Origin of the sequence: Erysipelatoclostridium sp. An173, from assembly GCF_002160495.1 — a bacterium.
Lineage (GTDB): Bacteria > Bacillota_I > Bacilli_A > Erysipelotrichales > Coprobacillaceae > Thomasclavelia > Thomasclavelia merdavium.
This window is the reverse complement of record NZ_NFKR01000002.1, coordinates 34,567-47,183: the sequence shown is the minus strand read 5'-3', so window position 1 is coordinate 47,183 and position 12,617 is coordinate 34,567. Positions and strand designations below refer to the sequence as shown.

The window sequence follows — 12,617 nt, the reverse complement described above, 5'->3', positions numbered from 1 at the left end:
CTTTTTATCCTTGGCATGTCATTATCTTAATACAGCAAAATATTCATGTCAATAATTTTTTATCACTTTAATATATATTTATTATTTGTACAATTATGAATCCGTTTACACTAAATAAATAGATGATTTTATCTATACTATTTAAAAAATGACCAAAATTTCATACTTAATTCAATAGGCAATTACTACCTGACTTTTTAAAAATCTAGATATCAAACACAGTTCACTAGATTATATTTGTAATAAATACCCCATCAAATACGAAATGATAAATCTAACTATTATTTTCTCATTGAGATACCTTCTTTGATTCCTATTTATTATTGTCATTATTATATCATTGTCGATTTTCTCACCATCGCTCAAAACATTTTTAAACATATATATCATCTAGCTGCTCTTTTCTTTTGAAAATCCAATAAATCCTGATACACTTATTTTCAGCGGTATTTCTACCAACATATGCACATGATCTTTGCATACTTATGTTCCCATAAAATACCATTCTACAATATTTTGGTGTAAATACTACATGATATTTATAATTCCACTTTGTATGTGATAGACTATGTAAGTCATTTGTTTGATTTTTTTCATTCATCTGACTCTCTCCTACTGTTTTTTAGTTTTGCAGTTTTCCAGGCCGCAACTCTATTATATAGGTGGATTTTTACATTATCACTACGCTAAAGCTTTTCTATGACCTACAGACTATCTGTGGTTTTTATTGTAATATAAAAAGAGAAATCGAAAACGATTTCTCAATTATAATTAAAAATCTAACTTTATTTCATCAATTAAATACTTTTCTAGTTTACAAACATTACCATTGTAACAATATCCAGCCATTCCTGCTTGTTTAGCACCATCAACATTAGCCATGACATCATCAATAAAAATTGATTCTTCAGCCTGCAAATAAAAATCATTTAAAAAATCCTGATAAATTTTAACATCTGGCTTCATTAATTGATGTTTTGCTGAAATATAAAATCCATCAAAATATTTAAAAGCCTCAACTTTATAACTATATTCATCAAACTGCTTACTGCAGTTAGACAACAAGTAAATTCGATAATTGTTAGTCTTCAATCTTTTTATCAATGGTATTATTTCTGTAAATGGTTCAAAGTAATCATGCCAATGATATAAAGCATATTTTAATAATTCACGATGCTTTGAGCTAAAACTAGCAACCGTTTCTTCAAGACTAATTTTACCTTCATCAAGTAAAGCCCATTGTTTAGAAGCAAATAATTCATTAATAATAATTTCTTTTTCCTTTTCATTATTACTTAGTTTTTCAGCAATATATTGAGGATCCCAGCGCAATATTACATTCCCCATATCAAAAACAACATTTTTAATCATGCATCAATTCTCCTAATATTGCCACTCCTTTAACAATATCTTCATCACTTGGCATTGAAAAATTCATTCTAAAAGATTGACATGGTTTACTATCATCATCATAAAAAGCATTACCTGGTACAACAGCTACTTTACGTTCAATTGCTTTTTGAACAAATTCAAGCATATCAATTCTTTCAGGTAAAGTAACCCAAATAAACATCCCACCATCTGGTTTAGTCCATTTACAATCCTTACTAAAATGCTTTTCAATTTCATCGAGCATCAAATGACATTTTCGATCATACACTGCTTGTAATTGTTTTAAATGGGCATCCATATCAGTTTCTTGTAAAAAGCGTGCCATTACACTTTGCGCCCAGGCATTTGTATGAACATCATTAGTCTGTTTAGCGATAGTACACTTAGCTAGTAAATCTTTATGTCCAACCATGATAGCTACACGCATTCCTGGTGAAATAATTTTAGAAAAACTTGCTGCATAAATAACTAATCCTTCATCATCTAAAGATTTAATTGAAGGAATCGCTTCATTTTTAAATCGTAAATCACCATAAGGATTATCTTCTAATATTGCTACTTGATATTTTTTGGCTAAAGCATAAATAGCTTTTCTTTTAGCTAATGAAGTAGTAATTCCTGTTGGGTTTTGAAAATTAGGAATTAAATAAATTAATTTTGGTTTCTTTTCACCGCTTAAAACTGCTTCTAATTTTTCAAGATTAATTCCATCATCTTCCATTTCAATTCCTACTAATTTAGCACCATTGCTTTTAAAAGAATTTAAAGCACCTAAAAAACTAGGATTTTCACAAACTACTAAGTCACCTTCGTTACACAAACATTTTGTCACAAAATCCATAATTTGTTGTGAACCAGAAGTAACCATAACTTCATCATAGTCATTAACAATTTTTTCATTTCGTGACAAAAACTTGATTGCAGCATCTTTAAAACTTTGATTTCCTTCAGTAATACCGTACTCTAAAATTGAATTAGGCTGTTTATCAAAAATATCATCACTAATCTCTTTTAATTTACTTACCGGAAAAGTTTCGCTAGCTGGATTACCACCACCAAAACTAATAATTTCTGGATCATTCATTAGTTTTAGTATTTCTCTTACTGCCGAAGCTTTAACCCCACTGATTCGATTTGAAAATTCAAACTTCATATAATTTGGCCCCCTTTAATATATTGTTTATTATAAACTAAATATTTGTTAATGCAAAGAACAAGAAATTAGTTTATAATATTTAAAAAGGAGGGGATCTGTTTGCAAGCACTTTTTTTAGTTCTTCATAAAGTCGAAAAGCTTGATGACTTACTATGCGTACTACAAGATAATGGTATTAGCGGGGGAACAATTATTGATAGTAAAGGGATGTTAAACACATTAAAAAGTAATGATAGCTTTATTATTGAATCTTTACGGATCTTTTTAGAAGATCCTCGTGAAAGCAGCAAAACTCTTTTTTTCATTTTAGATAAAAAAGATGTCGAAAAAGCCCGTAAAGTTATCGATGAAACTTTAGGTGGTATTAATAATCCAAATACTGGTATTATGTTTGGCATCGATTTAACTTTTGTCGATGGTTTAAATGGCAAATAATATTATTTAAAAAAGATTCGAATAATTCGAATCTTTTTTTACCACTGTAACATTGTCATATAACTTTCTGTTGAAGCTAAAGCTTTTTGATAGTCATCTAAATTTACCATCTTTTCTTTTTTACCGTCAATAGAAGCAATATATACACTATTATATTCACTTTCTAGTAATAGAGATTGTTGATAATAACTCAATTGGCCATTTACAATCTGATATGTTTTTTTACCATCTTGATTTTGATATTCAACTATATCACCTGTTAAAACTAAAATATATGCTTCATGACTAGGCTTTTGACTACTATGATTAAGTAAAGGAGCATCTTCACCAGGTGGCAATAACTGCATTACTTTATTGAAACTTTGATTTCTTGCTATTTTATAACCAAGAACTTTTTCACCCTTTTCAATTCTCATAATTACTTCCTGATAACTCTCTAGGTAATTTCTTTCATTTACCAGTTCTAACAGTTCAACTTTTAAAACCTGATTTTCAGCTACAACATTACTAATTTCAACATTCGTTTCTTCTTTTTTTATAGTATTCTCACTGCTATCTTGATTAAAAATAACAAGTAATAATAAAGCTACAACCAAAACAGCTATTACAATTGCAAAAAAGCCCCGTTTTGTTAATCTAAGTGTTTTTCTAGCCATGACATTCACCTCGATTAAATTATAACATAATAATTGACGTTTTTCTTATTGTTTAATAATTAGTCATAATTAAAAAGAATATATTTACTCAAAAAATTAATATTTTAAAACAAACTACGATTGCACAATATTAACTGTATACATGCTTTTTCTTTTTTATAAAAAATAGAAAAGGAACATCATGTAATGTCCCCTTATCTACTTGAAATATTTAAATTTTTCAAATTATAAAACTTTTTCTAGATGATTAACAATTTCACCTTCAGGAACAAAACCTGTAATTTGATCAACAGCTTTTCCATCTTTAAAAATAATTAAGTTAGGAATAGCTTGCACTCCATATCTTCTAGCAATATCACTAGAATTATCAACATTTAGCTTATAAAAAGAAACATTTGTCATTTTATCGGCTAACCCTTCAATTACAGGGGCTAACATTTTACATGGTCCACACCAGTCAGCATAAAAATCAACTAGAACAACTCCACTAGCAATTGCATTATCAAATTCATTACTTTCTAATATTTTCATTTATTATCACCTCACTTACATTATCCCTATTTATAAAATAATTACAACTAATTTGCTTTAATTTTATTATATTCCTGAATTGTTCGATCTAATGGATCGTTATAACTGTATGAAATCAAGTCAATTGCCTTATCTTCAGGATCATATCCAAAATATATACTACTAGGACTACTCTTTTCTACTTCATTTAATAAACTATGGTCATTTTCAAAAGCCTGTAGCTGTTGAATTAAAATATTTTTGAATAACTCAATATCTTCACTATTAATAATTTGTTCATCAATATTTTCAGATTCATCAGCAAAATCAATTTGATAAATAACATCAAGCATATCTACTAATTGATAATAATCATAATACCAGACACGAATCATTTCCTGATTAAACTTTTCAACGATTGCTTGGTAATCATTATAATTAAGCCAATAATTACGCACTATTTGTCTTCCATTTTTTAACTGATAAACAATTCCAATCTCATAATCACCATAACTGCATTTGGTATCTAAAATTTCCTGATGAATTTCAACGACAGTATCAATCATATTTTTATCTTTTAAATAAGCATTTTTATTTAAAAGATTCTTACTTAAAGCAAACTGTATATCATGATTGATCGTAACCGATTCAATATTACCTGGAATATAATCTTCAATAAAACTTTTACCCCCAAGAAATAATCCCAAAGTTATAATAGAAATAATACTAGCCTGTAATATATTTGCTTTATATTTTATTTTCTTTGTATAAATATATTGTATTAAAAAGACAGTCATGAAAGTAGCAATTATACTAATTGCAAATAACACACTTATCGACATAGAGGGAACATCTGTTAATCCCGTGAACATCCAGGAAATAACAACAATTATTACCATTTTAATAATTTGAGCAATTACATTATTAGTAAAACCATGATAATTAGTTAACGAATTTCTTTTTAAACAAGCAAGAAAACCACAAATAGTAAAAGCAAGACTATAGAAAATACAGATCAATATTTCATTTATAGCCACACTTTCAATGCCAGCTTTCATCAATGAATAAATAGGAATCAACAAATCCAAGACCGTATCTGGTAACGCTGTAATAATAATGCCCCTGATAAATGTTTGATAAACCGCAAAGATACAAATAAAGATAATAATTGGTGCTACAAAAACAATGACCTGGAGACAAATATTCATGATTATTGAAGTGGTTAAATAAGCTGTTAAATTACCAAGTGAATAATATATCCCAATAATCATAAGTAAAATAATCAAAACATTACCAAAATTATGTAAATCAAATATAAGAGCAATTAGACTATAAAATACAAGTGGCAATAAAAGAACGGTTAATCCACTAAGATATTTGATTATAAATGATTGTTTTTTAGTAATTGGTAATGATAAATACTGTGAATAATTTCCTGAATCAAATAAATAACGTAAATTAAAAGCTGGAACTATGATTGAAGCAATAAATACTATTGCTTTTAACATCGTAACTGGAAAATCGTCTTGATAAGAAGTAAAGTATAAAACCAAATCGAGTAAAATAAAACCACTATAAATAATAAAGACATTTTTTAATTGCTTCAAATCATTTTTATATAAGTTATTCACCCAATTCACCTGCCTCGATTGAAGTTACGACAAAGGTATCTCCATTTTTTTCTGCTGTATATTTTACAACTATAGAGTGTTCTTCATCACTTCGAGTAACAACGTTGTATAAACTACTATAAATTACCTGAGTATCAGAAAATTCCTCTAAACCAAAATCATATTCAGTTTCTGTATTTAAATAATATAAACTAATTTTTTCACCAACAACATTTTCTAAAACTGCTTGGAACTGCGGAGCATAACTAGTACTAGCAATTTCTGATGTCAAATCGTATAAATATGTATTAGCTTCACCGACAAAAATACTACGTTTTAAAAATGCCTCATCTTTAATAATATCAAAAAGCTGATCATCTAATGGAATAATCCACTTATCATGACTACCATAAAATTCAATAAAGTCTTTTTCTATTAAATCTTTTGGTACAATTTTTTGATTATTGATAGAAGCCATTAATTTATTGATATCATCTTGATTAAAATAAAAATTTATCCCATGATATTCATCAAAATTTATATACGTTGATACATATTTTTCATCCACAAGATCATCATATTCAAAAAGCTCATCAAAATACTTGTTTCCTTCATTTTCAAAAAAATCAACGATTAAATCACTATCAGTAAATAGATCATAACTTACATTATCATTATAAATATGCAAATACATTCGTTCTTTTTGTTTTTCAAAATACTCATCAACATATACCTTATTACGATGTTTACTTAAATAATCTTGAACGTCTCTAACCATTTCAGTATCTAATTCCAATGAGTAATTATAATCGCTAAGATAAATATTATTAATACTGCCTAAAAGATTTTCTTCATTTTTATAAAAATTAAGATATCTTTCATTAACAATCAAGTAATTTAATCCAAATACCATTGCAATAACCGGGATATAGATCGCTAAATTACGATAAATATGATTTCCTTTAAAAATAACCTCTACTATTAAAGATACTAGAATACCAATAATCATATAGATTAAAAACATCATCAATATTCCAGATATTCCATAGTTAAGATCAAATTTAGTCGCTATTAGAATCAAACAAAAAAACAATATCGTTCCAACAATAATCAATCCCATTTTTAAAAAGATACTAATTTTAAAGAATACTAGCGGTTCACCAACATATTCATTTTCACGATGTTTATAAACATAATAACTAAGTATTAATAACAAAACAGCTGTTAAAAAATGTATTAAAAGGTAATGGCTGCCATTTTGAATAAAACCAATTCCTGCAGCTAAAGGTATCATCATAAAATAATACCAGGAATCAACACTTTCGATAGTCATCGGTACTAATCTAGGGCTAATATAAGTAAAACCAGCAATTAAAATTAACGGCATACAATAAAACATAATACTAAAAGCAACCTGCCCTAATCTTTTTCCAGACATACAACAAACTAAAAAGGTAATGGTATAGTAAATAAATAATAAAATAATTATTGTTAGTAAAAAACGTAAATAAAGATTATTAGGAATATAATCAAGTTTTAAAACAAACATCATTATAACTAACATTATTCCTTCTAATAATAAGGTAACTAAAGCTATTAAATAACCTGCTAAATAATTTGTTAGCCAGACTGTTTTAGTATCTAATGGTAATGAAACAATCAATGCTGATTTATTTTTATCGACCAGATAGCTTTGTAAATAGCAAGGGTAGATAAATGTCAAGATTACAGCACTAAAAGCAAAAACTATTAAACAAATCACATTAAAATCACTGTTGATCACTAACAGCGATAATAAATAAACAGCGGTAAAAATAATTAATGATATTTTAGCTGGGAAAAGATTGTTTTTGATGATTAGTTTTAGTAATGAAACATTAACCCATGACTTCCTTAAGTTCATCATACTTTCCTCCTAAAGTATACAAGAAGATATATTCTAATGATAAAGGTAAAACTTCACTAATAATTGGATGATATTTAGCGACCGTCTTATTAATTTTTTCAATATTTCCAACTATGATCAATGTATGAACTCTTCCCATCATTTGATGTGACAAAACATTTAATTCTTGTTCCAAAGCATACATTTCATCACCATTTTCTAAAACAACCTGTAATTTATGATACCCTTCTTTTAATTTTTCCAATGATTCTCCAAAAACTATTTTCCCTTTACTTATTAAAGCAATATGATCACACATACTATCTAACTCATCTAAATGATGTGAAGAAATAAAAATTGTCATCTCACGTTCACTAACATCTTTTATCAATATATCCCAAATAACTTTACGAATGTGAGGATCTAAACCATCAAATGGTTCATCCATAATCAAATAATCAGGAGTAATAGATAGTGCTAAAATAAACATTACTTGCTTTTTCATTCCTTTTGAAAACTTACTGAAATTTTCCCGTCCTGTATACTTAAACATCTTCATTAATGTTAAATATCGAATTTCATCAAAATTAGGATAAATTCCTTGATACAAAGTTTTTATATCATTAATATTTCTTCCAAAGACATCAAAAAACTCATCAGGAATATATACCATCCTAGCTTTAGCTTCTGGATTTTCATATACACGCATCCCATCTAATTCTACAAAACCAGTATCACCTTGATAAACACCTACTAAGTGACGAATCAAAGTAGTCTTACCAGCACCATTTTCACCAATAATGCCATAAATAGAACCTTTAGGTATATTTAAATTAATATTATTTAAAATTTGTTTATGACCAATTTTTTTCGATAACTCTTTTACAACTAACATTGCTATTCCTCCCATGCTCGCTCTAAAAGCTGACATAATTGTTCAAAAGAAAGATCAACATATTTGCTTTTTACAACGATTTCCTTAATAAGTTCATCAATCTGATTTTTAAAAAGCTCCGTTTGTAATGTCTGCTTACGACTAACAAAACTCCCTTTACCAGGTAAAGAGTGGATAAATCCCTGCTCTTCTAATAAACGATATGCTTTAACAACAGTATTAGGATTTATATGTAATGATGATGAAAGTTCTCTTACAGAAGGTAACTTATCATCAGGGCGTAACAATCCAGTTGTAATATATTTTAATAATTGATGATAAAGCTGTTCATAAATTGGAATATTACTATTATGATCAATTTGCATAAAAAGCCCCTTTCTTTATGATTCTAATTGTAGTATAACAAAGTTACAACTGTATTACAAGAAATAGAACAGTATAGACATATTCAATAATATGTCTATTAATTTTCATAAATCTATTAAATAGTTTGCATTTTTTATGATTTTAAGTAAAATATGGTTTATAGATAGGAGGCTTTTTATGAGTAAAGTTGCAATTATTACCGATAGTAATTCTGGAATAAGCCAAGATGAAGGTAAAAAATTAGGCATTAAAGTTTTACCAATGCCCTTTACTATTGATGGCAAAACATATTATGAAGATATCAACTTAACCCAAGATGAATTTTATGAAAAGCTGATGAATGGTGCTGAAGTATTTACAAGTCAGCCATTAGTTGGTGATGTTAGTAAACTATGGGATGAAGTACTACAAGAATATGATGAAATTGTTCATATTCCAATGTCTAGTGGTTTAAGCGGTTCTTGTCAAACAGCAATCATGTTAGCTAATGAATATGACGGTAAGGTTCAAGTAGTTGATTCTCAAAGAATATCTGTAACTCAAAAATGGGATGTTTTAGATGCTATTGAAATGGCTAAAAATGGTAAATCAGCCAAAGAAATTAAAGAAATTCTCGAAGCTAATAAATTTAATGCTTCTATTTATATTACTGTAAATACATTAGAGTATCTTCGTAAAGGTGGGCGAATTACACCTGCTGTAGCAATTTTAGGTGGAATGATGAAAATCAAACCAATTCTTCAAATCCAAGGCGAAAAATTAGATACTTTTTCAAAAAGTAGAACAATGTCAAAAGCAACTAAGATCATGATTGATGCTATTAAAAAAGACATTGAAGAACGAATCGATCCTGAAGGTCATGGTAAAAATGTTCATTTATGTGTAGCTTATACTTTTGACCGTCAACAAGGATTAGAATTAAAACAAGAATTAGAAGCTCTCTATCATGATTCAATAATTTTTTGCGATCCGTTATCATTAAGTGTTTCATGTCACATTGGACCACATGCATTAGCAATTGCTGCATGTAAAAAGATTATTTAGACAAGAAACTTTGTTTCTTGTCTTTTATTTTATGTTATAATTATTTAATAAAGAAGACAAAATAAAACAAGGAGGAAATTTATGCAAGAAAGGCCAAAGACATATAATAAACAAACTGGCAAATCACAGATAAGAAAAAAGAACTATTCTAAAAAAAGCAATAATCAAAAAACAAATAATAACATCGATACTAAAGTATTTGCGTTAGGTGGCTTAAATGAAATTGGAAAAAACACCTACTGCTTTGAACATGATAATGAAATTTTTATTGTTGATGCTGGGGTTAAATTTGCAGAAGAAGGCTTACCAGGAATCGATTATGTTATTCCTGACTACACTTATTTAAAAAGAAATGAAAAGAAAATTCGTGGTTTATTAATAACTCATGGTCACGAAGATCATATTGGTGGTATTCCTTTTTTACTACAAATAGTAAAAATACCATTTATCTATGCAACTCCTTTAGCTAGTGCAATGATAAAAAGAAAACTTGAAGAACGACGTTTAACTAATGCAACTAAGATAATTGAAATTGATGATGAATATCAAATTCATTCACGTTATTTTAATATTGGTTTTTTCAAAACCAATCACTCAATTCCTGAATCATTAGGAATTATTATTAATACACCAAATGGACGAATTATTGAAACTGGTGATTTTAAATTTGACTTATCACCTGTAGGTGATCCTGCTGATTATCAAAAAATGTCATTTTTAGGAGAAACAGGTGTAACCTTATTAATGAGTGATTCGACAAATGCTGAAGTACCAACTTTTTCGATCAGTGAAAAAATAGTTGCTAACAGTGTTCAAGAAGAATTTAGAAAAACTGAGGGGCGTTTGATTGTAGCAACTTTTGCCTCTAACGTTCATCGAGTTCAACAAATTGTTGAAGCAGCTGTAAAATTTAATCGTAAAATTTTAGTTTACGGACGTTCTATGGAAAATAATATTCAAGTATCTAGAGCAATGGGATACATTAAATGTCCTGATCGTTTTTTCATTAAAAATGATCAAGCTAAAAAATTACCTGATAATGAAATTTTAATATTATGTACTGGTTCCCAAGGTGAAGCCTTGGCTGCCTTAAGTCGAATTGCCAATGGAACTCATAAATTTGTTAAAATCAAACCTGGTGATACTGTAGTATTTTCATCAAATCCGATCCCTGGTAATGCCTATAGCGTAAATGTCGTTGTTAATAAACTATTTAGAGCTGGTGCTCGAGTTTTAACTAATACGGCTTTTAATAATTTACATACTTCAGGGCATGCTTCACAAGAAGAACAGAAATTGATGATGCTACTTACAAAACCAAAATACTTTTTCCCAGTTCATGGTGAATATCGAATGTTAAAAATTCATGCTGAATTATCACAAGATGTTGGTATTCCACCAGAAAATACTTTTGTTTTATCAAACGGGGATACTATATTATTAAACAATGGAACAGCACGTTTAGGTCCAAGAATTCATGTTGAAGATATTTATGTTGATGGTAATGATATTAGCGGTTTATCAACTGCTGTATTACGAGATCGTCAGATTTTATCTGAAGATGGTATGGTTTCAATCTTGATTAGCATGGATTCTCGTAGTGGCAAATTATTAAGTCGACCAGTTATTATTTCTCGTGGTTTTGTTTATATGAAAGATAGTTTTAAAATGATCAGGGAAGCTGAACACCTAGTTGAAGTCAATTTATCAAAATTATTACAAGGCAAAACTACTTTTGGAGAAATTAAAAATACTACCCGTGATATTTTATCTTCTTATTTTTATCGTAAAACCAAACGTAATCCAATGATTATTCCAGTAATCATGAATAAAAAGGTATGATGAAAAAAAAGATTAGAATAATTAAAGTATTAATTTTAGTAATTATTATTCTCTTGGCTGGATTTACATATTATTACAGTCATTCTATTGCCCCAGAGGGCTATGAAATTCAAGAATCAACTATTACTAATGATAGTTTACCTGAAGAATTTAATAATTTTAAAATTGGTTTTATAAGTGATATTAATCTTGAAGATAGTAGTGATATTGAACGATTAGGAGAAATTGTGGCTTCGCTTAATGATCAAAATGTTGATATGGTGATATTTGGTGGTGATTTATTCCAAAGTAGTGCTTTTGAAACTGAAAAAGTAATCAGTACTTTATCAAACATTAATTCTAAATTCGGTAAATTTGCGGTTTTAGGTGAAAAAGATTTAACAATTGCTACTGATGTTACCGCCATATTAAATGAAGGTGGTTTTGAAGTTCTTCACAATGAATATCGACCAATCTATTACAAAAATGCTTCGATTAGCTTATTTGGTTTAGAAAGCAATGGTGATATTAGTGGTCTATTAAACGATAACAACAAAGATAGCTATAAACTAGCTGTCGTTCATGAACCAGATTATTTTACAACAACTGCTAAAAGCGCTATTGCATTGCAGCTATCAGGACATACTATGGGCGGTTATATTCGATTACCAATAATTGGTGGTTTGTTTACCAAAACAAATGGATCTACTTATGTAAGTGGTCGACATACTATCGATGATAGTGAACTAATTATTTCTAATGGTTTAGGAATGGAAAATGGTTATGAATATCGTTTATTTTGTCCTAATCAAATTAATATTGTTACATTAAAAAAATAACGAAATGA

General features: G+C 28.4%; 12 protein-coding genes and 1 pseudogene. 4 read left to right on the top strand and 9 right to left on the bottom strand.

Going from position 1 to position 12,617, the window contains the following annotated elements:
• Window positions 1–393: 393 nt before the first annotated feature.
• The 3 genes and pseudogenes from B5F09_RS01170 to B5F09_RS01160 form a co-directional block, all read right to left on the bottom strand.
• Window positions 394–601, bottom strand: a pseudogene (locus B5F09_RS01170) (transposase); the annotation flags it as partial.
• A 170-nt stretch (window positions 602–771) separates the two neighbouring features.
• Entirely contained in the window at window positions 772–1,371 is a 600-nt protein-coding gene (locus B5F09_RS01165; protein WP_087370722.1) for an HAD family phosphatase, read from the bottom strand.
• Window positions 1,364–2,545 (bottom strand): PLP-dependent aminotransferase family protein, encoded by a 1,182-nt coding sequence (locus B5F09_RS01160; protein ID WP_087370719.1) that lies wholly within the window; start codon window positions 2,543–2,545, stop codon window positions 1,364–1,366. The genes B5F09_RS01165 and B5F09_RS01160 overlap by 8 nt, the downstream gene beginning before the upstream one ends.
• Window positions 2,546–2,647: 102 nt before the next feature.
• Here B5F09_RS01160 and B5F09_RS01155 point away from each other — a divergent pair, with 102 nt between their 5' ends.
• The gene (locus B5F09_RS01155) at window positions 2,648–2,983 is read left to right on the top strand and encodes a hypothetical protein (protein WP_087370715.1); all 336 of its coding nucleotides are present in this window, start codon (window positions 2,648–2,650) and stop codon (window positions 2,981–2,983) included.
• Between the two features lie 38 nt (window positions 2,984–3,021).
• Here B5F09_RS01155 and B5F09_RS01150 read toward each other — a convergent pair whose 3' ends face one another.
• From B5F09_RS01150 to B5F09_RS01125, 6 genes are all read right to left on the bottom strand, one after another.
• A complete protein-coding gene (locus tag B5F09_RS01150) occupies window positions 3,022–3,639 on the bottom strand; it encodes a hypothetical protein (RefSeq protein WP_087301909.1) in 618 nt (205 codons plus the stop codon).
• Between the two features lie 225 nt (window positions 3,640–3,864).
• A complete protein-coding gene (gene trxA, locus B5F09_RS01145; RefSeq protein WP_087301911.1) occupies window positions 3,865–4,170 on the bottom strand; it encodes a thioredoxin in 306 nt (101 codons plus the stop codon).
• 47 nt (window positions 4,171–4,217) lie between these two features.
• Entirely contained in the window at window positions 4,218–5,780 is a 1,563-nt protein-coding gene (locus B5F09_RS01140) for a hypothetical protein (RefSeq protein WP_087370713.1), read from the bottom strand.
• Window positions 5,773–7,662: a hypothetical protein gene (locus tag B5F09_RS01135; RefSeq protein ID WP_087370710.1), complete on the bottom strand. Its 1,890-nt coding sequence runs from the start codon at window positions 7,660–7,662 to the stop codon at window positions 5,773–5,775. The genes B5F09_RS01140 and B5F09_RS01135 overlap by 8 nt, the downstream gene beginning before the upstream one ends.
• Complete coding sequence (locus B5F09_RS01130; protein WP_087370708.1) at window positions 7,637–8,539, bottom strand: ABC transporter ATP-binding protein; 903 nt, start codon at window positions 8,537–8,539, stop codon at window positions 7,637–7,639. Before B5F09_RS01130 ends, B5F09_RS01135 begins: the two co-directional genes overlap by 26 nt.
• Before the next feature lie 2 nt (window positions 8,540–8,541).
• Window positions 8,542–8,904 carry a GntR family transcriptional regulator gene (locus B5F09_RS01125; RefSeq protein ID WP_087301259.1) on the bottom strand — a complete coding sequence of 121 codons (363 nt, stop codon included), beginning with the start codon at window positions 8,902–8,904 and terminating at the stop codon, window positions 8,542–8,544.
• A gap of 178 nt (window positions 8,905–9,082) precedes the next feature.
• Between B5F09_RS01125 and B5F09_RS01120 the strand changes: the two genes are divergently transcribed.
• The 3 genes from B5F09_RS01120 to B5F09_RS01110 all read left to right on the top strand — a co-directional run bounded on the left by B5F09_RS01120 (window position 9,083) and on the right by B5F09_RS01110 (window position 12,609).
• Window positions 9,083–9,949, top strand: coding sequence for a DegV family protein (locus B5F09_RS01120; RefSeq protein WP_087370704.1), 867 nt, complete (start codon window positions 9,083–9,085; stop codon window positions 9,947–9,949).
• An 81-nt stretch (window positions 9,950–10,030) separates the two neighbouring features.
• A complete protein-coding gene (gene rnjA, locus B5F09_RS01115) occupies window positions 10,031–11,791 on the top strand; it encodes a ribonuclease J1 (RefSeq protein WP_087370701.1) in 1,761 nt (586 codons plus the stop codon).
• A complete protein-coding gene (locus B5F09_RS01110) occupies window positions 11,791–12,609 on the top strand; it encodes a metallophosphoesterase (protein ID WP_087301265.1) in 819 nt (272 codons plus the stop codon). Before rnjA ends, B5F09_RS01110 begins: the two co-directional genes overlap by 1 nt.
• The last annotated feature ends 8 nt before the right edge of the window (window positions 12,610–12,617 follow it).